Origin of the sequence: Ectobacillus funiculus (assembly GCF_004138295.1) — a bacterium.
Classification (GTDB): Bacteria; Bacillota; Bacilli; order Bacillales; family Bacillaceae_G; genus Ectobacillus; species Ectobacillus funiculus.
Genome location: NZ_SCFM01000009.1, coordinates 29,762 through 53,194, shown reverse-complemented (window position 1 = coordinate 53,194; position 23,433 = coordinate 29,762). Strand labels below are relative to the sequence as shown.

Sequence of the window (23,433 nt, the reverse complement as noted above, 5' to 3'; positions counted from 1 at the left end):
CTTCAAAAAAAAGACACTGCCGGAGAGTGCCGTTAACGGTTTCGTTCTACCGCTTCATCGTATTCTTCTACTAAGTACTGCGGTAAATGCTTGGAGCTCTCCTTGCGATTGCTTGTGATCAGCCAATAGAGCGTAAACATCATAAACCAAAATACAATTCCTACCGCAATAGCAAATATAAGAGACATGTCTATACACCCCCTTTTTCTATATATATGTAGGTAGAGGATTCAGATTACCAAGGATGTGTCCAAGCAGATAAAATAAAGAAAACTCGCCGATTGGCGAGCCCTGCTCTTGGGCGAAGACAGAGGCGTAGTTGCACTTATACTTTGTTCCTAGAATTTCTCACTACGTCGAATGGTCTTCCAGCTAGAAATTTATACTTTCTTAAAGTATAAAAAAGAAGCTCCTGAGATCGTTCTCAGGAGCTCCCTTTTTATGGTGTTGTACTGTCTCCAGCTTCAGAAGATGTGTCGCTAGATGCATCTTCTTCAGTCGTTTGCTTCTTGCTATTATCAGAGGATGTGCTGTCCCCTTCTGTTTGTTTCTTTTCGTCCTTAGCGGGCTGCTTTTCTTCAGCTGGCTGAGTGCTGTTTTCCTTCGCTTCTGTGCTTGCTTGCTCTACTTTAATATCAGCAACTGATTTTTCAAAGTAGCTTTCTGGATTTACTGCAACATTGTCCTTGCGAATTTCAAAGTGAACATGGTTACCTGCGTCTTTGTTCAATTCATTCATACCAGCTTTACCAAGTACATCGCCTTGTGATACTGTATCACCTTGCGCTACTTGCAGCTTGCTTAAGCTTTGGTAGAATGTTGAAATACCATTTCCGCTTTCAACTGTTACAACATAACCGAGCAATGCGTCCTTTTCTGCCTTTGTCACTGTACCGCTGACTGCAGCTGTTACGTCAAACGCTGAACCGTCCTTCGCTGCAAGATCAATACCAGTGTTAGCAGAGTACGTGTTGTTATAGAATACAAGTGCTTCTTCTTGCTCTTTTGCTTTCGCTTTGTCGTCATAGAATTTCGTTTTCACTACAACCTGATCTGCATCAGCTACCGGCATTTTCACGATTTCCGACGGGCTTGTTACCGAGATAGTCGGATTTTCCTGCTGGCTGCTGTATGGTGCAGATGGCTTTTGACTAAGCTGCTTTGGATCCTTTGCTGCTTGATACCAAAGGGCTGCCGTCAAAATAATTGCTGCACACGCGATATAAAGGGTTGGAAATACCCAGCGCTTTTGGAATAAGCGCACTACCTTTCGAGAAGATTGCTTTTTTTCTCCATCTCTCATTCTATCATCACCTCAGCAATCATTTTGAACAAATTTCCAACAAACTATACACGCCTAACCAAGTATTTTTCGACTTTTTCAGATAAATATACATAAAAATGTGTAGAATTTCCGAGGAAATACATGAAAGCTGCTGTGGGCTTTGGATTTTAGACAGATTTACACATAAAAAAGCCAAAAAATCTGTTGTTTTTACAAGGATTTTCTCTTTTTTTTCACATGAATATATCTGTTACAATGGAATTAGACAGCAAGAAAAGGTTTCACCTATAGTGACCAGATTGGAAGAGTAACAAATGCTAGCAGCAATCTATTAGGAATTGAAGGGGGTTTTTCCTTGAGTAAGGCAGAACAATTAGCTTCACTCGTGCGAAATGCAAAGCATATGGTTGTATTAACGGGAGCAGGCATGAGTACGGAGAGCGGCATTCCTGATTTTCGTTCATCTGAGGGCTTATGGAAGAAGTATGATCCGTTTACCATTTCGCATGTTGATACAATCGATAACGACTATGACGCCTTTCATAGCTTTTACGGACAACGGATCGCACAGCAGCTCCAGAATATTTCGCCTAATGAGGGTCATAACATACTAGCGCGCTGGGAAGAAGCAGGTATAGTGAAATTTCTCGCTACGCAAAATGTGGAAAATTTACATCAAAGAGCCGGAAGCAAGAATGTTGCCCAGCTGCATGGCGGCCTAGATCATATTTACTGCCATCATTGCGGGACACCATCCACGCTAGAGACCTTCTTAGAAAAGGAGCCATGCTCATCATGCGGTGGAAGGCTGCGGCCTAACATCGTACTATTTGGGGAAATGCTGCCTCAGGACGTCTGGAGCCAAGCATTTACAGAAATTGCTCGCTCTGATTTATTGCTTATCATCGGGACAAGCCTGCGCGTATCACCGGTTAATCAATTACCGCTTGAGGCAAGAGGCAAGATTGCGATTATCAATATGGATGAAACACCATTTGATGACAAATTTGATCTTGTCATTCGTGAAAAAGCAGCTGAAGTGTTGCGTGAAGTTGAGTCGTTATTGTAGAAGTAGAGGCTGTATTCAGCACCTTCTTTTTGTTATGAAAAAGAAATCTCGCCGTTAGGCAAAAATTGCACTGATATTTTATCCTTAAAACACAAAAAACCGCAAAGCTTTTATTGGAAGGTTGCTTTGCGGTCTTATGCTCTCTTATTTTACTTAGTATAGAAACAAATAGTTCGCTTCTGATCGGCAAAGTGATGCAGCTATAGCCATTGAATTTTATCTTGAGTGATAACATTTCAATACCCTTTTTGAACCTAAAGAGTCTCAAAAATCACGGAACCTGTTCTAGCTGTATCATATCCTTCAATACAGCTAATTTTATTTTTAAATTCAGTGGAGTTTAGAATCTTATGCATAGTTTGAATTAAGGATTCCTGTTCATCAGACTTTAAGATAACCAAATCGTAGTGTTCTTGAATGAGGGGAATAAAATCAACAGCAACAATCTTTGCCTCTTTTTCAATTCCAACTCCTACATCCGCAAGCCCTTGAGCAACCGCCGTTGCTACACTGAGATGATTACTTTCCTCGTTATGATAGCCCTGAATCTCTTTTGGAGACATATTACGAATCCGAATTTGTTCATCCAATAAAACTCGTGCACCTGCTCCCTTTTCACGATTGACAATCTTGATATCAGGTCTCAATAGATCTTCCCAAGTTTTAATATTCTTCGGATTGCCAGACTGCACATAAAAACCTGCCCATCTTGATACTAAACGAATCACGATATAGGAGCGTCCTGTGAGAATTTTTTTAATAAAAGGCAGATTGTATTCATTTGTATCCCCATCAAACAAGTGAGTACTGACAATCGTGCATTTGCCATTGTACATGGAAATTAAGCTATTTAGGCTTCCGTTATAATCACGTAAGGATTTAAAGCCTTCCTTTTGAAGGGAGTTAGCTAGCATATCTAAGGTTACATCTTGTCCACTTATAATAACAGCATGCTGTAATGAAGGCTCTAACTGATGATCTTGACGATTTTCTCTGTTTAATGGTTTATGACTCTTAACATTTTTCGAGCGATTAATATACTGTTCTAAATCCACCGCATCGATCCGTTTTTGCCGACCAACCTGGTAGGCAGGCAATTCACCTTTGTTAATTAAATCGTAAACAGTCAATTTAGAAACCCTTAGTAATTTTGAAACCTCTTCGGTTGTATATGAACGATTTTCTTCCAAAACAAGCTGCCTCCTTTCTTTCATTTTATCCTTTTTTATTACACTTTTCATAATTTTTTAAAACTGCGAAAATATTGTTTTTATATTTATTTATTAATTTATATAATAATTTATCCTAGTATTAACATAAAAGTTATCTTTTCATGAAACAAGCTAATCATCTATATACAACAGACGATTAGCTTGTTTTTTCGGCTCATCCACATCATTCATGGGAGCGGGAATGAAATGCATATTGAAAAGATATGATTCCCTTCTAATCACATCTCTTTATTACCGTAAATATCCCTTTTGTATGAGGTGTGGCATCCTTAAAATCGCATTTTTCATAGAAATTTTCTTTCCCTTTTGAGATAAATAACCCGACAGATGCCTTATCTGGCGCATTTTCTTTTAGATACTCGACTAATGTATTCATAATTTCTTTACCCATCCCCAGTCTTCGATAACCCGGATGAACGATTACATCTTGAATATAAAAGTACATCGCCCCATCCCCTACAATTCTTCCCATTCCTATGACCTTATCACGACTCTTAACTGTAACAGCAAAAATGGAGTTCTTTAGTGATCTCTCGGCAACGTTAAAATTTATCTCATTATCCAAGCCGGCAACTAAGCATAAATATTTGTATTCAGCTAGCGTTGGAGTCTCCCTTAAAATTTCATACTGGCTTCCCATAGTTCTCCCCCTAAAAACCAATTCATAATTGAAGGAGCCAATTTTCATTCTCCCGAACGTTAATTACCATGATGCAAAACAAGCAAACCAGCTCTCGTTAACTCATCTAGATGAATTTCAGACAACTCGTCTAGCAGCCTCATTCCGTATTCCGTCAGCTGTATGAAAATACTGCGTTTATCCTCTGGATTTGGGAAACGCTGCACTAAGTTCAAATCCTCACACCGCCTAATGAGTTCTACACATGCATGAGGGGTAATTTGCAAGCGCTCTGCCAGCTCTTTTGGCGTGGCGTACTCACGATCGGGAAATCCCATAATCGACAGCATAAGCTGATGATGCTGAGGTGTAAGCCCTTTTGCCCTTGCGGCTTCCTCACTGAATCGAATGAATTTGCGAATTCGATAACGAAATAGAGCAAGCTGCTCATAAATTTCCTTAGGCAATCGTCCCTATTTCATGTCCAGCTCCTTTCACGTAACACAATACCTCTAACCTCTAATGTACTTTATTCCTTATTTTGGAACAACTGAAATACAATGCTTCTAAGCCATTATGATCTATTTTCTAACTCGTTTTAACTAAATTGTAAATAGATGTACTGATTTTTATGTATCGGGCCAAATGTCATTAGAGGCGCAATATCTCATCAACAAGCTGGCGAAGGCTTTGTGCGCACCAACAATATTGAATCCAATTCACGCTTATGCATGGCCAGCGCCGGTAGCGGCTATAAGCTGTCGCTCGGAGCGGACGGTCCGCCAGGCTCATATCAGGATATGGACCGTACGAACTTGTTTTTTGTCATTGGCGCAAACATGACCGACTGTCATCCGATCCTGTTCCTTCGCGTCATGGATAGGGTCAAGGCGGGAGCCAAACTGATTGTGGTGGATCCGCGCCGCAATACTACCGCAGATAAGGCCTCGCTCTTTATGCAAATCAGACCTGGCACCGACCTCGCTCTGCTTAACGGTCTTTTACATTTGCTTGTCAAAAATGGTCATACAGATCCAGACTTTATTGAGGAGTTTACCTCCGGCTGGGAAGCCATGCCCGAATTTCTGGAGGATTACCCTCCAGATAAGGTTGCCGGAATAACGGGGATCCCCGAAGTCGCTATCCGTCAAGCGGCATTATGGATTGGCGAGTCGCCCGAATGGATGAGTTGCTGGACAATGGGACTGAATCAAAGCACGCATGGCACATGGCATACCAACGCGATCTGCTATCTGCATCTGGTACCGGCAAAATATGCCGCCCCGGCAGCGGTCCCTTCTCACTCACTGGTTAGCTGAATACGATGGGCGGCCGAGAGATAGGTTATATGGGGCCCGGCTTACCCGGGCAGCGCTCCGTGCTTGTTGAGGATGACCGCCATTTTATCAAGGATATGTAGGGCATCCCTAGGGAATCGCTCCGCACCGAGGTAGGAACGGGCACGATTTCTATGTTCCAAAGCATGACCGCTGGAGACATCAAGGCGTGCTGGATCATTTGTACCAATCCGGTCGCAAGCACATTCGGCGCTGGGGATCCCCCTGATAACGGCGAAAGCTTCTGGCAGGCGCTGCAAGCTGACAATGCACCCCGCTTACCTGATCTTCGCTACGCCGTCCTAGGGTTCGGCGATTCTAGCTACGATCTGTTTTGCGGATTTGCACGCAATCTGGACATCCGTTTAGAGCAGCTTGGGGCTCAGCGCCTTAGAGGTCGCGTCGATTGTGATACCGATTTTGAAGAACAAGCCAATGAGTGGATTCACTCAATTGAGAAGGCATTAACCGCACGCAGGGAATGGCTCCCCATCAGCAACGACTTCCCTATCAACACACGCAGCGGAAGCGACGGCTACAGTTGAGACTAAAGCGCTCGCCACGATTCTGTGGGCCTCGCAAACAGGAAATGCAGAAGGCGCCGCAAACAGCTGCGCCAAGAAATTGCATGCGGTGGGTTATGATGTTCGCCTTGCCTGTATGGATTCCTATTCCATCACAGACCTATCTAAGGAGCGGTTAGTTCTGATGGTCGCCAGCACATTCGGCGCTGGGGATCCCCCTGATAACGGAGAAGGCTTCTGGCAGGCGCTGCAAGACAATGCGCTGAATACGATTTCTACTTTAAAGAGGAATTGGAGGCCATGCAAAAAAAACGGACTTCTTACGCGGCTAGATACTGCATTCTCGCGTGATCAAGCTGAGAAGATCTATGTTCAAGATCGGATGCTGGAGCATGGAGCAGAGCTTTGGGCATGGCTTCAGGAAGGTGCGCACTTCTACATCTGTGGCGATGCAAGTAGGATGGCGAAAGAAGTGGAATCCATGTTGAAGCGCATTATCCAGCAGCACGGCGGGATGTGGAGCGCTGAAGCAGAAGCATATGTGAAGGAAATGGCAAAGTCTAAGAGATACGCAAGGGATGTTTACTAGGATCAAGATTCATTGCGTAAAGAGGAACTATTATAAATGAGATGAGATTGCAAAATATAAGGGCAACTACACCTCTGTCTTCGCCCAAAGGCAGGGCTCGCTAATCGGCGAGTTTTCTTTACTACTCTTTTCATAATTTTTTAAAATTGCGAAAAATTTCATTTTATATCTATTTATAATAAGTTATAATCAATTTTATCTTAATATTAAAGTGAGGATTATTAGGAGGTATCTTATGTTTAAGAAGTTAAATCTAGTAGTAAGTACTATGATGGCAGCTTTGTTGTTTGGCTGCTCCAATGGAAGTTCCACGAGCGATCAAACAAACAAAAAGGAGGCAGCTTCAAAAGAAAAGGTAGAGTTGACTATTTCAGCAGCAGCCAGCTTGCAAAATGCACTCACTGATATTGAAAAAAACTACGAAAAAGATCACACTAACATTGATCTGAAGTTTAACTTTGGGGCTTCAGGTGCTTTACAACAACAGATTAAACAGGGTGCTCCAGTAGATTTGTTCTTTTCAGCAGCAGAGGACAAGTTTGACGAGCTCGTTAAAGAAGGCCAAATTGACCAAAAACAAGGCGTTGATTTAGTCGGAAACGAATTAGTGCTCATTGTACCGAAGGACACAACGAAATCAATCAAAAACTTTTCAGATTTATCAACACAAGCAGATAAAATTGCTTTAGGCACACCAGAAGCAGTACCAGCTGGACAGTATGCACAACAAACGCTAGAAAAATTAAATCTTTGGAATCAAGTAAGCAGCAAAGTGGTATATGCAAAAGATGTACGCCAGGTTCTTAGTTATGTAGAAACAGGAAATGTGGATGCGGGGATTGTATACAAAACAGATGCTTTAATTTCAGACAAAGTCAAAGTAGTCGCAACAGCTGATCCAAAGACGCATGATCCGATTATCTATCCAGTTGGCATTGTAAAAGACACAAAGCACCCGAAAGAAGCCGAAGAGTTCTATCAATACTTACAAAGCAAAGCAGCATTAAAAGTACTAGAACAGTATGGATTTGTAGCTGAATAGGGAAAAGGGATGTTTAAAGAATTTTGGGAGCCAATTCAACTATCATTAGAGATTTCCCTTGTATCTGGCATAACTGTTTTTATATTAGGAACCTTTATAAGCTGGCTCATGGTGAAGTTTCCTTTTAGAGGTAAAATAATCATCGAAACGATGATCATGTTGCCTTTAGTACTTCCGCCATCCGTGATAGGATTCCTGCTGATTATCATATTTGGGAAGAATAGCTGGTTAGGCGAAGCGATTGTATTTCTATTTAAACAGCCGATTATATTTACATGGTGGGCAGCTATGATCGCTTCCACAGTGGTTGCCTTTCCGCTCATGTATATGTCTGCAAAGACTGGATTTCAAAATGTAGATTCTGATATAGAAGAAGCAGCCGCAGTAGATGGCGCTAATACACTAAAGGTTTTTTTGTATATCTCTCTGCCTTTAGCATCCAGATCGTTGCTGACTGGCGGTATCCTGAGTTTTGCTCGAGCTTTAGGGGAATTTGGCGCTACCTTAATGTTTGCCGGCAACATTCCCGGAAAAACACAAACAGTTCCAACGGCTATTTATGTTGCGATTGATTCTGGAAATATGACGATGGCTTGGCTATGGGTGGCCGCCACAGTGTTCATCTCGTTCCTGATGCTGCTAACAGTACAGCTTAAAAGTAGATAGGCAGAACGAATTTGAAGCAATCAGGCCGTTTTCCTGTTAGTCCCATCTTCGTCTCTGCCCTAGAACCTCATAGGAAAATCCTATGGGGTTTCTTGCATGGCTTTATGCTTCTACTCTCCCATCTCACCTAACAGCGACAAACATTTTCCACTTTTTTACAATTATTAATAATATTCAGAAAATTTATAATATTTAGTATTTACAAGTCGCTCTTTTCCTTGTATGATAAGTACAAGCAATACATACTACCTAAAAAGAAAGGAGGCCGTTAAAGTAACGAAGGATGAAATGTAAAAAAACAAAGCGAGCGAAAGAATAGGTGATGCTAATAAGCTGATGATAAGGCAAAGGAATTTTCTCTAGGAGGCGGTTCTCTCCAATACAAAATAATTGAAAGGGCTTTGATAAAATGAACGAAGAAATAGTGTAAGCGACCTTGTAATTCCTAAGAGGATAAGCAAGGTCGCTTACTGTTGTTTTGCAGATATTTTTTCCGAAACTTTATCAAAAGGAGCTGCATTATACATGTCCTGAAAAGCTCTGAGAAAAGATCGTTACCCGGTTTCTTCCTTCTTGCTTAGATTGGTACAATGCTTTGTCCGCAAGCTTCACCAATTCATTTGGAGAAACGGCATGCTTTGGAAATGCAGAAATGCCCAAGGATAGGGTAACAGCCATCCCAGCAGGACTGATTGATTGCTCCATCGTTTGCCGCAAACGCTCTGCAATATTTCCAGCTACCTCTTCGTCACTATAGAGGACGATGATACAAAATTCCTCTCCGCCATATCTGAAGCACATGTCACCTTCCCGGATTATATCTGGCATAACCGTGGCGAGAAATTTAATTACTTCATCTCCCGTTGGATGCCCATACGTATCATTTATCTTTTTGAAATGGTCAATATCAAGAAGAATGAGGGAAAATGGGATGTCGTTATGCATGAGATCCTTCATGACAAAATCAAATGTTTTCCGATTTGCAATCCCCGTTAATCCGTCTGTCTGAATCTCTTCCTGCAATTGGCTCAAATAAGAATGCACATGCTGGCTCGAATATTTTACACTCTCAAACAGCTGCTGTATTTCATAAATATTCGTTCTAACACGGGGAATGGGAACAGGGGGCTGTCCCAATGTCTTTGTCGTCTCTTCTGTATAACTGGCCAGCTGCTGTAAAGGACGGGAAATCCGGCGGGAAATCCACCAGGCAATGAACCAGACAAGAACAACAAAAGGAAAAGCAAGCTTTACTGAACGGACAATCATATTGCAGATAGGTTCATTCGTAATCGACGATGGTGTTTGTGATACAATCCCCCACCCGCTTTTACTTTCAAGCGCATACCCCGCCAAAAAACTTTTTCCTTCTGTATTTACTACCTTGCCAAAGCCTTCCTCACCCTTTAGCACTTTAGCTACTATTTTATTTTCGGAGACATCTTCACTTAATCGTTGTTTATTGGGATGAAAAATCAAATGCCCTGCCCGATCCACAACATACACATACGATCCGTTCTCATAATAATGCTTCTCCAGCATATTGCTTAATATATTGTCTCCTTCAAGGTAGATTGTACCGCCTACAAATCCTTTATAGCCTCCTGATCTATCAAAGATAGGGTAGGAAACTAGGACAATAAGCCGCTCAGTAATCCCTCGATACGGAGTTGAAATAAACGGTTTCTTTAATGTCACCGCGCGCTGGGAGACACTCGAATCCAGCTGTTGCCCAATAGAAATCCCCGTCGCGGAAGGACTAACTGCTTGCACTACCCTATTTTGGTCTACAATGAATACGGAGTTAAAATAGGGCTCTCTGCTGTCCATCAGCGCAGCTACATCCTCCTGCATTTCCTTTACAGAATGATAAGCAGCTTGGTCTGCAACGGTCTGTAATACTGCACCCATGCTGGATAATAGCGTATTCGTCTCAGAGGCTAGCTTTTTGGCGTACCAATAGTTATTCTTTAGATAGCTAGTTTCTAGAGATTTTTTATTCACTTGGAAAGAAGCAAATAACCATATGGCTGCTGTGAATAAAATGGATAGCGCAAGTATTCCGCTAATAACAATTTGGAGTTTAAACCTTCTACTTACCTTCATGCATCCTGTGCTCCTCAATCTATCTACGTTTTGATAGAAGATTCTGACAAATGGAATTGCTCTCACTTGGAAAACATCTAGTTTCTTGACGAATTTCTCGCTACGTCGAATGGTCTTCCAGTTAGAAATTTATACTCTCTTAAAGCGGCACAAAAGCCATACTAATTTAACATAAAAATAATTAACATAATGAATAATGGACACTGTTTATTCGTAAAGAAAACTCGCCGATCAGCGTAATCTATCGAAACACCAAACAGCTTATCCATGCAGATGCCTCAAATTGAACTGTCTATACCATATTACCGAAAACAATTGGGGAAATCTAGGGGGTCTCTTATGAATGTGAACAGGATAAAAACGGAAAAAAAGTAGTCTCATGACTACTTTTTTGCGGTAAGCTTCTGCTCATATTCATTTACACCTTTAATCTCAATTCCTTTGTAATAATGCTGCACAATATCCGTGTATGACTTACCCTCCTTCGCCATACCGTTTGCGCCATATTGGCTCATACCGACGCCATGTCCGTAGCCCTTTGTCGTAATGACAATTTGGCTGCCCTCCTGCTTCCACGTAAAGTCCGAGGAGCGAAGCCCGAGCTTTTCCCTTACCTCTCTTCCGCTCAGCTGCTTCCCGCTAAAGCTGACGGTTTTTACGCGTTGGCCGGATGTTCGTTCTGTAATATTTCCGACCTTCCCATTTGTAAGCACCTGCACACCAAGCTTCTTTTCAAAGTCAGCTACATTGACTTTTTGTTCGCTCAAGAATTTCGGGGTATCCTTATCCCAAGGACTATCTACACTTTTTAAATATGGAGCGGGATTGCCCCAATAGTCCTCTGCATTTTCTGTGTAGCCATTGCTTGTAGAGAAGAAAGAGGCAGTAATCGGTTGTCCGTCAAAGGTTAATACTTGTCCTGCCGTTGCGCGCACCGCTTTTTGGATCCGCTCAATTTTTGAGTTATAGCTTTGCCCCCACTGCTTTTTCAAATCGGCCAGGCTGTAATACACCTGTGTGTCGACTGTGTCAGTGACGTCCGCCTTGTTTGGCAGCACTGCGCCGTTTACCATCCGTTTTACAACAAAGGTGCGAGCGGTGAGTGCCTGCGCCTTTAACGCCTCTATTTCGAAGTCTGATGGCATCTCGGCGGCAACTACTCCCACGACATAGTCCTCAAGAGGTACATGTTCCACCGTTTTTTGCTTGGTTCTATATACCGCTACCTCAACATTGCTTGTGACAGTTTGCGGAACATTAGCGGCAGAAGCGGCAGTAGGAGCAGCTTCCTTCCCTGTTGCTGGCTGCTTTGTTCCCATATGGTAGGGAAGCACCAGCAAGCTCGGTACAACAATGACTAACAGAACGAGAACAGACACAAACATAAAAATTGGCTTTGTTAGCTTCATACTGGCCCTCCGTCACGAAAATAGATCCAACACAGGTTCAGAAACCCGGTTTCGCGCAGGATGAACCCCCTGCTATCTGAAGTGTCACTTTCATCTTATGGAAAAGGACGAGCTTTTAGAACGTCAGAAATTCTTTCACGATTTTTTCACATTGTTAGAATATTATGTATACATCTTGACTATAACAATAGTAACAGAATTAAGAGAGTTTTAGAACGTATAAGAAGAGATCACAATGAGGGAGCAGGCTGGGCAATAGCTGCAAAGGAATGCTACTTGCTGATTGGCGAAGACAAAGGCGTAGTTGCACTTAATATTTGATCCCTAAAATTTCTCGCTACGTCGAATTAGCATCCAGCTAGAAATGTATACTTTCTTATAAGTGCAAAAGAAAAACAGCCTCTATACCTTTGACCCCCCAAAAGTATAAAAGCTGCCCTTCAATTACGCATGAAGATCAGAGATCGTTTTTTCTGCTGTTTGCTGCGCTTCCTCTTTCACGCGCTCAATATTAGCGCCAAGCGCAGCCAACTTGCCGTGGAAATTCACATAGCCGCGATCAAGATGCTTTAGTTCTGTTACCCGCGTGTAGCCTGTTGGTGCAGCAAGGCCTGCAAGGATAAGAGCTGCTGCTGCGCGCAAGTCTGTTGCTGCCACTTCTGCGCCCTGAAGCTCACATGGTCCGCTCATAATAACAGAGCGTCCTTCAATTTTGATATCGGCATTCATGCGACGGAATTCCTCTACATGCATAAAACGGTTTTCGAACACCGTTTCTGTGATCATGCTTGTGCCTTCCGCTTTTAATAATAATGCCATCATTTGTGACTGCATATCTGTTGGGAAGCCTGGATGAGGCATTGTTTTTATGTCTACCGCCTTTAATTTCTCCGGTCCAATGACACGTAAGCCTTCTTCTTCTTCGATAATGATAACGCCCATTTCTTTCATTTTCGCACTAATAGGACTTAGATGCTCTGGTACGGCGTTCTCAATTAAAACATTTCCTCCCGTAATAGCTGCCGCTACCATAAATGTACCAGCCTCTACACGGTCAGGAATAACATGATGAACCGCTCCAAATAGTGTCTCAACACCCTCAATGCGAATCGTACCTGTGCCAGCACCGCGTACACGAGCACCCATAGCATTTAGGAAGTTTGCAAGGTCTACGATTTCCGGTTCTTTTGCGGCATTTTCAATGATTGTCGTTCCTTTCGCTAATACAGCAGCAGACATGATGTTTTCTGTTGCTCCTACGCTCGGGAAGTCTAAGTAAATTTTTGCTCCATGCAATCTTCCGTCTACATATGCCTCAACAAATCCATTTCCAACTTTCACCTTCGCACCCATTGCTTCAAAGCCCTTTAAATGCTGGTCAATCGGACGAGAGCCAATTGCGCAGCCGCCAGGCAATGCGATGCGCGCGCGACCCTTCCGGGCCAATAATGGTCCCATTACAAGAACAGACGCACGCATTTTCCGTACATATTCAAATGGTGCTTCAATGTTCAGCTCTTTTGATGCATCGATGATGACTTGACCGTTCTCAAACACAACGTCACAATTTAAATAACGCAAGACTTCATTGATTGTATATACATCGGAAAGAGCTGGCACATCGCATATCGTATTTTTCCCATCACTTGCTAATAGAGCTGCGGCTAAAACTGGCAATACAGCATTCTTCGCGCCTTCTACGCGTACAGAACCGCTTAGCTTATTTCCGCCGCGGACGATGATCTTTTCCAAAGGTATTCCCCTCCGTGTCCTTAATTTTGTACACTATCTATTCAATACTCAGATGTAATAATTGGTGTGCCAACCACAACAGTTGTCTTGTTGTCAGTGTTGCGCAGCGCAACTTGCACATTCATTTTCTCTCTATTTACCGCAAGAGCGTCTTTCCACTCCTCAGTATATGCGGAGACGGAGACGAATGCTATTTCCTCTAAAGACTCAATCGGCGTAGCAGATAAATCTTTCAATATTTCAGCTGCCTTATTTTGCAAAACACCTTCAATCTTATCATTGAAAACAGCTTGAACACAAGTGAAAGTTGCAGGATTTTGTCTAAAAATTTTATGCATTTTTTTTAAAATTGCGTCGTCCCACTCTGTCCCCTTTACTTCATATGTAATAAAGGTTTCGTCCTTAGTATTCTCTTTTGCCCACGTGACAACCAATCTTTCTTGATAATGAGTAAATTTTTTTACCGCTATTGCCTTGTAACCTTCAGGTGACTGCTCGACTTTCCAATCGGCTGCCACTTTCTTCTCAGCCAAGCTATCTAACAGTTTATAAAATGTATGTACATCTTGTACTGAATCAAGCTCTTCTTTTGCAAGCCAAGACCACTGCTCCACAGTCGCTCCATTTGCCTCCACGACCGCAATCATCTTCTCAAGCTTCTCCACCGGCTCTTGTGCTTCAATACGCGTATAACCCAAAAAACAAGCCAAGACTCCCACCAAAATTACCGCTAGCAGTTGTATTCCCTTTTTCATCTCTTCCCCACTCCCCTTTATCTCCATTTTGGACGAGGAAGAAACAATACATACCACTAAAAGCTCGACAAAAACTACATTAAAGAGTATTCCAGCTTTTACTTAAAGAGATATGTGAGACTGTTAGAGTACCCGAGATAATCCAAAAAGAATCTGCTCACTGACGAACCGATTGCGATGGTCAATAAAATTAGAAGCACCCTCGTTTGCGCAATCTTTCCTTTTTTCATCAAATTCTCGAAGTGGATGCCCTGCAGCGCCCACCAGGTAAGTGCAATAAACAGTAAATGCAGCACAATGGCAATAAGTGCTTGCTGCCCGAAAATTTGCATAATATACCGTTGCCAAAAAACATCCAAATTTTGGCGAACGGTCTCACCTCCTTGTTTATTTTATACTAACTCGCCTAGTTATGAAATTGTTATTTTCATGTGGGAGACGTGGTAATAAAATTGTATCGGTTTGTTATACACAAAGAAAAAGCGTAGAGTTTATCTCTACACCTTTTTGCACTTTCAGAAAGTCTAAATTTCCAGCTAGCAGCAAATTTGACGCAGTTGAAAATTTAGAAGCAAAGTGTAAGTGCAACTACGCCTCTGTCTTCGCCTAACGGCTCGCCAATCAGCGATTTTTCTTTATTTTTCTCTATTTTACCACTATTCTGCTCCTGTAAAAAAGAAATCTTTCAGCAGCGGGAAGTTTTCATAGAAGAATTGATAGCCAATTGCCGGCAGAATCCCAAATAAGAGTGTCAGCACCGCACAAAGTGTAATAACAACATTCACATTCAATGGTATCTTTAGCTTTTGGTCACCTTCCGGCTTGCGGAAGAACATTTGCTGCAGGATGCGGAAATAATACACAAACGAGACAACTGTTGTTGCCATCATAATGGATGGCAGTACGTAATGCCCTGGTTCGATAACAAATGCCCCGATAAAAATGTTAATTTTCCCGATAAAACCAGCCGTGCCCGGGATGCCCGCAAGCGAAAGGATGAAAATCGTCATCGCCACCGCTGCAAATGGCGAGCGTTGAAACAAGCCAGCAAACAGGTCAAAGCCTTCACTGCCATTTTGTCGCTGCAAGCCATGGATGATAGCAAACACACCGATATTCATGAGCAGGTAAGCAAGCATATAAAACCACATGCTGTCGAGCGTGAACGGTGAAAGCATGAGCAGCGGTACAAGCAAGTATCCCGCATGTGCAATGCCCGAATAAGCAAACAAACGCTTTACATTTTGCTGCTTTAGGGCAATTGTATTGCCGACAATCATCGTAATCGCAGCCAAAACCGCGATATACATTTGCATGCTCGCAGACAGTGACTGTTTACCTGTTACATCTGGTACGACCGCAAAAACCATAATGAACAGGCGCATCATGATAACAAAGCCGGCAAGCTTCGATACCGTTCCTAAAAAGGCGGTAACTGGGGTTGCTGCACCTTGATATACATCAGGCGCCCACATATGAAACGGTGCTGTCGCAAGCTTGAACGATAGGCCAACAAACGTCAGCAGGAAGGCAAATGCCAGCAGGAGATGCATGCTGCCATCAGAAAGATTGGCCAACGCCTCTCGCATCGCAATAATATTTGTGGAACCCGTAAGTCCGTACAGATAGCTAAAGCCAAACAATGTAATTGCGGTTGAAATACCGCCATTAATCACGTATTTCATCGCGGCCTCATTGGATGCCTGGCTGCGCTTACGGATGCCGACAAGAATGAAGGAGGACAGTGATAGCAGCTCCAGTCCGACAAACAGCGTAATCAGATCGGCACTTGATGCCATAAACATCGCACCCAGAAGCGCTGTTAGCAGCAAGTAATAATACTCGCCCTTATCCTCAATTGGTGTTTTTTTCTCCCCGCTGGCGGCAAGGAGGAAGACAAGCGCTGCCCCGACTAGCAGCAAGGTTTTAAACGCCTTGGCAAATCCGTCTAAGACAAATGTGCCCTCCAAAATATCAGCAGTTGCTTGATGATATAGCAAAATAAGCGAAACGAGCGCGAGCACACTTGCTCCAAACGCTCCATATGCGAAATGCTGACGGTTAAAGGAATCCTTTAGCAGCAAATCAAGGATCGATAGAAGGATAGCTGCAATGACAACAATAAACTCTGGTGTCATTAAGCTCCACTGATAACCTAAAAGTGTCTGCATATCCATTCTATCCTACCCCCTTATCCCTAATGATTGTAATGTGGAGCTAAGCGGTCCGCCGAGTACATCTGGCATTACGCCGATAACAAGAATGAAGAACAGCAAGACAAGCACAGGGATAAACTCCGCACCTTGTATATCCGCCTTCATTGCCCCCTTCTCTTGTCCGAACGTCATGCCAAGCACAGCACGCAGCAGATAAGCCGCCGTTATAATAATACCGAGCGTTCCGACTGCCGCCACAACTGGCATGGACTCAAATAAGCCGAGAAATGCCAGGAATTCACTCACAAACCCAGACATGCCCGGTAATCCAAGCGAGGCCATCGCACTCGCTAACAGAAAACCGCTGAAGAGCGGCGCTGATTTTGCCAATCCGCCAATCCGCTGCAGCTCCGATGTGCCCAAGCGGTCTTCCATAATACCAAGCAGGAAAAATAGTAGCGCTGCAATTAAGCCATGAGATACAACCTGAAAAATTGCTCCCTTGATTCCTGCCTCATTCAATGCCGCTAGACCAATGAGTACAATGCCCATATGGGAAATACTGGAGTATGCAAGAACCTTTCGGAAATCTGTTTGTACAAGTGCCAAAAATGCCCCGTACAGCAGGTTTACAACCCCGAGAATCGCAATCAGCACAGCAAATTTCTTAAACTGCTCCGGAAAAATTCCGATTCCAAAACGGATCAAACCGTACGCACCAATTTTCAATAGCACGCCCGCGTGCAGCATAACAACAGCCGGCGGAGCCTGAACGTGCACATTCACCATCCAGCGGTGAAGCGGCAATACCGGAAGCTTAATCCCAAAGGCAATGAGCATAGCAACAAAAAGGGCCGTTTGCATGGAGCCGGAAATTGGGCCAATCGGGCTTTCGCCTGCCGCCAAAATAGTACGAAGCGATGCGATATCTGTTGTTCCTGTTCTGGCAAACAAAATGGTAAAAACAATTAACAAAATCGCAGAGCCGATTCCGTTATAAATCAGGTAGCTATACGCTGCCTTTTCACTCTCGAATTTCCCCCACTTTCCAACCAGAAGGAACATTGCCGGCAATGTTAACTCAAAGAATACGAAAAAGAGAAGTAGGTTTTGAGCTGCGAATACGCCAAGCATCCCAATTTCGAGCAGCAGCAGCAGCATATAAAAGCTTCTAGGCGCTTCTTTAATGAAGGACGCGGCTGTCACTGCAGCGAGCGTTGCCAATACTGCCGTTAGCAGCATCATGACAAATGAAAAGCCATCAATCCCTAGCTCATATAGAATGCTGAAGGAGCCGTCCGGCAAGCCTTCGAATCTACCAAACTGAATCCAGGTTATTTTTTCTGTAAATGAGGCAAAATCCTTTCCTGCCAAATACGAGCCATACAAGATAAGCGCACAGACAAGTGGAATGAGTGTCGTTACGATGCCGAGCAGCCTCGCTGTCTTCTCCCTTCCCTTTGGCAGAAGGGCGAGAACTAGAATTCCTAAAAGCGGGGAGAAAATGAATACAGACAATAGAATTTCCATTACATATCCCCCCCTACCAACAGAATAACAAGCAGAACAGCTAGCCCAATAAATGCTACCGCGCCATATGTTTGCACTTGCCCGCTTTGCAGCCTAGAGCCGAGCTTACCGATTGCCTGTACACAAGCACCGACGATTTGGGCCAAGCCCTCCATAACATATTTTTCAATTGCACCAAGCATAAGCGAGATTCCCTTTACAAGCGGCAAAATCGTTATGCCGTATAACTCATCAATATAATATTTGTTTTTTAAGGTACGATAAGGAATGGAGCCGCTGCCGCCCAGCCAGCCGCGAGGGATTGCTCCTTTTCCGTACATCAGGTACGCGAGGAAGATCCCAGCTAACGATACAAGCGTAGCAACGATCATAATCCACGCTGGACCATGTCCCTCATGTACGTGAAACGGAACATCCTCTGTTAACCAATCTCCGAGAAATGTTCCAAACCAAGGTGTGTTAATATAGCCTGCCAGGATAGCTAGCACGCCGAGCACCAGCATCGGTACAGTCATGACACTTGGAGATTCATGCACCTCCTGCTGCTTGCCGCGCGGCTTCCCCATAAAGACCATAAAGAATAAACGGAACATATAAAATGCCGTAAGAAATGCCGCTAGGACAGCTAACCAAAAGAGAACGTAATTGCCCTGCTCCCACGTCGCAACTAGAATTTCATCCTTGCTGAAAAACCCGGAAAGCAGCGGAACTCCGCTGATTGCCAGCGTACCGATTAAAAACAAAGTGCCTGTTACCTTCATCTTCCGGAACAAGCCGCCCATTTCTTCAATATCCTGTGTATGTACCGCATGAATGACGCTTCCTGCAGCAAGGAACAACAGCGCTTTGAAAAATGCGTGCGTGGTTAGGTGAAACACACCCGCTACATAACCAGCAGAGCCGAGGGAAAGCATCATGTAGCCTAACTGGCTTACCGTTGAATATGCCAGTACGCGTTTGATGTCCCGTTGCACCAGAGCAATGGATGCTGCAAAAATTGCCGTAAATCCACCGACAACCGCAACGGTCATCATCGCCGCTTTGCTTGCTTCAAAGAGCGGGAACATCGTTGCCACTAAATATACCCCTGCCGCTACCATCGTAGCCGCATGGATGAGAGCTGACACAGGCGTCGGGCCCTCCATCGCATCTGGAAGCCATGTATGAAGCGGAAACTGACCAGACTTCCCGATCGCTCCGACGAAAATTAAAATTGCCGTCAGCGTAATCATCGTCCCTGACATTTCACCCGCCTGCACAGCCTTGAAAATCTCATCATATTCAAAGCTGCCAGTTTGCCAGAATAATAGAATCATGCCGATAAACAAGCCAACGTCACCGATCCGCGTCATAATAAACGCCTTCTTCGCCGCTGCCTTCGCTTCCTCTTTAAAGAAGTAGAAGCCGATTAATAGGAAGGATCCTAAGCCGACAAGCTCCCAGAAGATATAAAGCTGCAATACATTCGTAGCGATGACAAGACCGAGCATCGCAAACGTGAATAGTCCCAGATAGGCATAAAACATGTAAAACCGTTCATCACCGTGCATATATCCCCGAGAATATATATGTACCAACAAGCTAACAAGCGTTACAATCAACAGCATTAAAGCGTTTAATGCGTTAATTTCAAATCCAAAGGTTACGCTCGTTTTGCCAATGCTAAGCCACGTCCATTCCTGCTTCAGCGTAGAAGAGGATATACGCTCAAGTAGCACGAGCACCGAGCCCGCAAATGAAAGAAACGTCAGCGCTATGCCAATTACGCTGCTCGCTTCCCCCATCTTCTTACCAGCAATCAGCAAGAGAACAAATGAGGCGAGCGGAAAAAGCGGTATAAGCCATGCATATTCCATCATTGTCTTTTCTCCCTTCTTGCCCTAGTGCTTTAAGGAATCCATTTCATCTGTATTGACTGTTGAGCGGTTTCTATATAACGAAATCAAAATTGCCAAGCCGACCGCTGCTTCTGCCGCAGCCACTGCAATCGTAAACAATGCGAAAATTTGCCCCGTCAGGCTTGGGAATGCACCAAGCTTGCTAAAGGCAATCAGATTTAGATTGGCCGCGTTCAGCATGAGCTCGATACAAATCAAGACAATGACAGTATTGCGCTTTGTCAGCGCCCCATAAAGCCCGATGCAAAACAAAATAATCGCAAGCGCCAAATACGCGGATGCTGGAACATCACTCATGAGAGCGTCCCTCCTCTTTTCCGTCCCCTTTCGCTAAAATAATCGCTCCAACAAGAGCAACCAGCAGAAGAACGGACACTAGTTCAAATGGAATAATATACTTCGTATACAGCATTTCCCCGATTTGCTTCGTATTCTCCTCATGGAGGGCAGGCGCATCGGTTGCTGGTGTAAACTCCGTATTATTTACGGCATAATACATGACTGCTCCAAAAGCAACAACGCCGATAAAAACAAGCAAGGAACGAAGCTTGCTCTTTCCTTCGCTTTCATCATCCTGCTTTGTCAGCATGATGCCAAAAATCATAATGATCGTCACAGCACCAGAATAGATGAGCACCTGCACAACACCGACAAACTCTGCTGACAGCGTAATATACAAGCCTGCTATGCTAAGAAAAGTAAAGACGAGGGCGAGCATCATATGCATAACCTTCGTAAAGTTCAGCATGAGCACACCGCCCATAATCGCAATCAGGGACAGCGCCAGAAACGCCAGCAGCTCACCGCTCATACTTTATTCTCCTTTCTCACATTCGTATCGTTCTCATCCAGCCACTGGAGATTTTTGAACAAATCATCTCGTGTATACTCTGCCAGCTCAAAGTTATTTGTCATTACAATCGCCTCGGTCGGACAAACCTCTGTGCAGAGGTCGCATAAAATGCAAATCTCGAAGTTAATATCATATGTGTCGATGATTTTCCCTTTTTTCGTTGGATCCGGGTGTTTTTTGCCTGTTAGCTGAATGCAGTTTGTCGGGCAAATTTGTGCGCACTGATTACAAACAATACATTTTTCAGGGTAGAACTTTTGAATCCCTCGAAACCGATCGGGAAGCGGAAGCGGCTGATTCGGATAATCATACGTAACCTTTTCCCTCGTTAAATTTTTCAGGGTATACTTCAAACCTTTAAATAGTCCTATCATTGGTTTTCGCCCCTTTGTCTAACCTTCGCGGCTTGCTCGCCTCTGAGAGCCAAGCAAGCCGCGAACGCTTTTCGTGTTTCCAGCTCCCGCGGCCAGCCCTCCTCTGAGGACTAAACGAGCCGCGCCCATTCTTCACTAGAAAAATAATTCTTTTACAAGTGCTGTTAAGAAGATATTTGCGAGCGCGATTGGCAGAAGCACCTTCCAGCCAAATTCCATAAGCTGATCGGCCCGCATGCGGGGAAACGTATAGCGAATCCACATGAGCAGAAAGACGACGAACATGAATTTCAGCGCAAACCATACCGCCCCTGGAATAAAGCCGAGGAAGAAGACCGGCTGCCAGCCCCCAAGGAATAGCACCGTGATCAGCGCCGACATCCCGAATAAATAGACGTACTCCGCAAGCATAAAGAACGCCCAGCGAAAGCCCGAGTATTCTGTATGAAAACCGGAAACAAGCTCAGATTCAGCCTCTGGCAAGTCAAATGGTGTACGGTTTAACTCAGAAATAGCTGCAATGAAAAAAACGATAAAGCCAATCGGCTGCACAAATATGTACCATAGATGCTCCTGCGCCTGCACAATCTCATTTAAATTTAAGCTTCCTGTTAGAAGAACAACGCCGATTACACTCATGACAAGCGGAATCTCGTAGGAAATCATCTGTGCCGCAGCACGCATGCCCCCGAGCAGGGAATATTTATTATTAGACCCCCACGCCCCTGTTACAATGCCAATAGTTGAAATACCTGAAATAGCAATGTAGTATAAAAGGCCGACTCCTAAATCGGCAAACTGAAGATTCTCTGTAAAAGGAATTGTCGCCAGCACCATGAACGCGGGCGCAAAGGCGATCACCGGCCCTAAAATAAACAGCGGTCTGTCCGCAGCCTTGGGAATCGTATCCTCCTTCAGCAATAGCTTGAGTACGTCAGCTACTGTTTGCAGCAGACCGAAGCGGCCGCCTAAATGATTCGGCCCAATCCGGCCTTGCATAAAGCCCATCAGCTTACGTTCAGCGAGAATTCCATATGTAACAAAGCCGAGCACAACGAACAGCAGAATGACCGCCAGCCCGAAAAAAATGAAAAAGTTCGTCCAGCCAGGCGTCGATTGCAAGAGGTGTTCCACCATCAGCCATCTACCTCCCCGAGTACAATATCAATGCCGCCTAAAATTGTAATCAAGTTTGCGATATTTTCACCTTTTAGCAATTTCGGCAAAATTTGCAGGTTATAGAAGGACGGCCGGCGGAACTTCAAACGATACGGCTCCTTTTTCCCGTCGCTCGCAATATAGCAGCCAATTTCGCCGCGCGGTGACTCAATCCGTACAAACGCCTCACCCTTCGGTGCTTTAATGATTTTCGGCACCTTCGCCAAGGTCGGTCCGTCCGCTGGAAATTGCTCCACAGCTTGTTCAATAATTTTCAAGGATTCCTCGATTTCCTGCATCCGGCATACGTAACGATCCCAAGCATCGCCAACATTTCCAACAGGCACATCGAAGGTAAAGCGATTATAAATCGAATATGGCTCATCCTTGCGAAGATCCCAATTCACGCCTGTACAACGCAGGTTTGCGCCACTGAGTGAGTATTCAATCGCCTCTTCCGCCGTATAGATCCCGACGCCCTTAACGCGGTTTACAAAAATTTCATTGCCGCTTACCAGGTCGTGATAGCCCTGCAGCTGCTCCCTCATATAGGGAACGAACTCCCGCACCTTATCAACCCAGCCTTCCGGGGCATCCCACTTCACCCCGCCTACACGCATGTAATTGAAGGTTAAACGTGCGCCGCACAGTTCATTTAAAAAATTAATAATCATCTCTCGCTCACGGAACGCATATAAAAATGGACTTACCGCTCCAATATCAAGCAAGTTTGTGCCCCACCACACAAGATGGCTGGCAATGCGTCCAAGCTCCATAGCAAGCACCCGCAAGTATTCGGCCCGTTCCGGTATCTCAAGTCCCATCATCGTTTCTACCGCATGGCAAATGACATAGTTATTGGTCATCGCGGACAAGTAGTCCATGCGGTCCGTATAGGGAATGATTTGTGTATACTGCAGATTCTCCGCGAGCTTTTCCGTCCCTCGGTGCAGATAGCCGATGACAGGTGTTGCCTCTTTAATTACTTCCCCGTCAATTTTTAAAACAAGGCGGAATACGCCGTGTGTACTCGGATGCTGAGGTCCGACGTTCAATAACATCTCCTCTGTGCGAATCAT

Annotated in this window: 24 protein-coding genes; 6 read left to right on the top strand and 18 right to left on the bottom strand. The window is 44.2% G+C overall.

The window, feature by feature from the left end:
• Positions 1 to 32 precede the first annotated feature (32 nt).
• A complete protein-coding gene (locus EP737_RS08520; protein ID WP_129727543.1) occupies positions 33 to 188 on the bottom strand; it encodes an ABC transporter ATP-binding protein in 156 nt (51 codons plus the stop codon).
• Between the two features lie 251 nt (positions 189 to 439).
• Positions 440 to 1,303, bottom strand: coding sequence for a stage II sporulation protein SpoIIQ (gene spoIIQ / locus EP737_RS08515; RefSeq protein ID WP_129727542.1), 864 nt, complete (start codon positions 1,301 to 1,303; stop codon positions 440 to 442).
• Between the two features lie 337 nt (positions 1,304 to 1,640).
• Here spoIIQ and EP737_RS08510 point away from each other — a divergent pair, with 337 nt between their 5' ends.
• Positions 1,641 to 2,354: an SIR2 family NAD-dependent protein deacylase gene (locus EP737_RS08510; protein ID WP_246040205.1), complete on the top strand. Its 714-nt coding sequence runs from the start codon at positions 1,641 to 1,643 to the stop codon at positions 2,352 to 2,354.
• Between the two features lie 254 nt (positions 2,355 to 2,608).
• Here EP737_RS08510 and EP737_RS08505 read toward each other — a convergent pair whose 3' ends face one another.
• The 3 genes from EP737_RS08505 to EP737_RS08495 form a co-directional block, all read right to left on the bottom strand.
• Positions 2,609 to 3,568: a substrate-binding domain-containing protein gene (locus EP737_RS08505; RefSeq protein ID WP_205650912.1), complete on the bottom strand. Its 960-nt coding sequence runs from the start codon at positions 3,566 to 3,568 to the stop codon at positions 2,609 to 2,611.
• 232 nt (positions 3,569 to 3,800) lie between these two features.
• On the bottom strand, positions 3,801 to 4,226 hold the full coding sequence (locus tag EP737_RS08500; RefSeq protein ID WP_129727540.1) for a GNAT family N-acetyltransferase: 426 nt from the start codon (positions 4,224 to 4,226) through the stop codon (positions 3,801 to 3,803).
• 59 nt (positions 4,227 to 4,285) lie between these two features.
• Positions 4,286 to 4,672 (bottom strand): MarR family winged helix-turn-helix transcriptional regulator, encoded by a 387-nt coding sequence (locus tag EP737_RS08495; RefSeq protein ID WP_129727539.1) that lies wholly within the window; start codon positions 4,670 to 4,672, stop codon positions 4,286 to 4,288.
• 225 nt (positions 4,673 to 4,897) lie between these two features.
• On the opposite strand from EP737_RS08495, the gene EP737_RS08490 reads away from it, so the two are divergent.
• The 5 genes from EP737_RS08490 to modB all read left to right on the top strand — a co-directional run bounded on the left by EP737_RS08490 (position 4,898) and on the right by modB (position 8,363).
• Positions 4,898 to 5,524: a molybdopterin-dependent oxidoreductase gene (locus tag EP737_RS08490; protein WP_205650903.1), complete on the top strand. Its 627-nt coding sequence runs from the start codon at positions 4,898 to 4,900 to the stop codon at positions 5,522 to 5,524.
• Positions 5,525 to 5,676: 152 nt separating this feature from the next.
• On the top strand, positions 5,677 to 6,087 hold the full coding sequence (locus EP737_RS25975; RefSeq protein WP_205650902.1) for a flavodoxin domain-containing protein: 411 nt from the start codon (positions 5,677 to 5,679) through the stop codon (positions 6,085 to 6,087).
• Between the two features lie 19 nt (positions 6,088 to 6,106).
• Complete coding sequence (locus EP737_RS08480) at positions 6,107 to 6,655, top strand: flavodoxin domain-containing protein (RefSeq protein WP_425455872.1); 549 nt, start codon at positions 6,107 to 6,109, stop codon at positions 6,653 to 6,655.
• A 235-nt stretch (positions 6,656 to 6,890) separates the two neighbouring features.
• On the top strand, positions 6,891 to 7,697 hold the full coding sequence (gene modA, locus EP737_RS08475; RefSeq protein ID WP_129727538.1) for a molybdate ABC transporter substrate-binding protein: 807 nt from the start codon (positions 6,891 to 6,893) through the stop codon (positions 7,695 to 7,697).
• 9 nt (positions 7,698 to 7,706) lie between these two features.
• Positions 7,707 to 8,363, top strand: a complete 657-nt coding sequence (gene modB / locus EP737_RS08470) for a molybdate ABC transporter permease subunit (protein WP_129727537.1) — start codon at positions 7,707 to 7,709, stop codon at positions 8,361 to 8,363.
• Positions 8,364 to 8,882: 519 nt separating this feature from the next.
• On the opposite strand, the gene EP737_RS08465 is transcribed toward modB, so the two are convergent.
• The 13 genes from EP737_RS08465 to EP737_RS08405 all read right to left on the bottom strand — a co-directional run bounded on the left by EP737_RS08465 (position 8,883) and on the right by EP737_RS08405 (position 23,433).
• Positions 8,883 to 10,469, bottom strand: a complete 1,587-nt coding sequence (locus EP737_RS08465; RefSeq protein WP_129727536.1) for a sensor domain-containing diguanylate cyclase — start codon at positions 10,467 to 10,469, stop codon at positions 8,883 to 8,885.
• 383 nt (positions 10,470 to 10,852) lie between these two features.
• Complete coding sequence (gene spoIID / locus EP737_RS08460; RefSeq protein ID WP_129727535.1) at positions 10,853 to 11,878, bottom strand: stage II sporulation protein D; 1,026 nt, start codon at positions 11,876 to 11,878, stop codon at positions 10,853 to 10,855.
• A gap of 444 nt (positions 11,879 to 12,322) precedes the next feature.
• On the bottom strand, positions 12,323 to 13,630 hold the full coding sequence (gene murA / locus EP737_RS08455; protein WP_129727534.1) for a UDP-N-acetylglucosamine 1-carboxyvinyltransferase: 1,308 nt from the start codon (positions 13,628 to 13,630) through the stop codon (positions 12,323 to 12,325).
• Positions 13,631 to 13,671: 41 nt separating this feature from the next.
• Positions 13,672 to 14,385, bottom strand: a complete 714-nt coding sequence (locus EP737_RS08450; protein ID WP_129727533.1) for a YwmB family TATA-box binding protein — start codon at positions 14,383 to 14,385, stop codon at positions 13,672 to 13,674.
• Positions 14,386 to 14,483: 98 nt separating this feature from the next.
• Complete coding sequence (locus tag EP737_RS08445) at positions 14,484 to 14,720, bottom strand: DUF1146 family protein (RefSeq protein ID WP_129727641.1); 237 nt, start codon at positions 14,718 to 14,720, stop codon at positions 14,484 to 14,486.
• Between the two features lie 321 nt (positions 14,721 to 15,041).
• Positions 15,042 to 16,556 (bottom strand): NADH-quinone oxidoreductase subunit NuoN, encoded by a 1,515-nt coding sequence (nuoN, locus tag EP737_RS08440; protein WP_281278883.1) that lies wholly within the window; start codon positions 16,554 to 16,556, stop codon positions 15,042 to 15,044.
• Between the two features lie 12 nt (positions 16,557 to 16,568).
• The gene (locus EP737_RS08435; RefSeq protein WP_129727531.1) at positions 16,569 to 18,071 is read right to left on the bottom strand and encodes an NADH-quinone oxidoreductase subunit M; all 1,503 of its coding nucleotides are present in this window, start codon (positions 18,069 to 18,071) and stop codon (positions 16,569 to 16,571) included.
• The gene (gene nuoL, locus EP737_RS08430) at positions 18,071 to 19,930 is read right to left on the bottom strand and encodes an NADH-quinone oxidoreductase subunit L (protein ID WP_129727530.1); all 1,860 of its coding nucleotides are present in this window, start codon (positions 19,928 to 19,930) and stop codon (positions 18,071 to 18,073) included. The genes EP737_RS08435 and nuoL overlap by 1 nt, the downstream gene beginning before the upstream one ends.
• Positions 19,931 to 19,951: 21 nt before the next feature.
• On the bottom strand, positions 19,952 to 20,266 hold the full coding sequence (nuoK, locus tag EP737_RS08425) for an NADH-quinone oxidoreductase subunit NuoK (protein WP_129727529.1): 315 nt from the start codon (positions 20,264 to 20,266) through the stop codon (positions 19,952 to 19,954).
• Positions 20,259 to 20,780, bottom strand: coding sequence for an NADH-quinone oxidoreductase subunit J (locus EP737_RS08420; protein ID WP_129727528.1), 522 nt, complete (start codon positions 20,778 to 20,780; stop codon positions 20,259 to 20,261). The genes nuoK and EP737_RS08420 overlap by 8 nt, the downstream gene beginning before the upstream one ends.
• Positions 20,777 to 21,196: an NADH-quinone oxidoreductase subunit NuoI gene (gene nuoI / locus EP737_RS08415; protein WP_129727527.1), complete on the bottom strand. Its 420-nt coding sequence runs from the start codon at positions 21,194 to 21,196 to the stop codon at positions 20,777 to 20,779. The genes EP737_RS08420 and nuoI overlap by 4 nt, the downstream gene beginning before the upstream one ends.
• A gap of 135 nt (positions 21,197 to 21,331) precedes the next feature.
• Positions 21,332 to 22,333 (bottom strand): NADH-quinone oxidoreductase subunit NuoH, encoded by a 1,002-nt coding sequence (gene nuoH / locus EP737_RS08410; protein WP_129727526.1) that lies wholly within the window; start codon positions 22,331 to 22,333, stop codon positions 21,332 to 21,334.
• Complete coding sequence (locus EP737_RS08405) at positions 22,333 to 23,433, bottom strand: NADH-quinone oxidoreductase subunit D (RefSeq protein ID WP_129727525.1); 1,101 nt, start codon at positions 23,431 to 23,433, stop codon at positions 22,333 to 22,335. Before EP737_RS08405 ends, nuoH begins: the two co-directional genes overlap by 1 nt.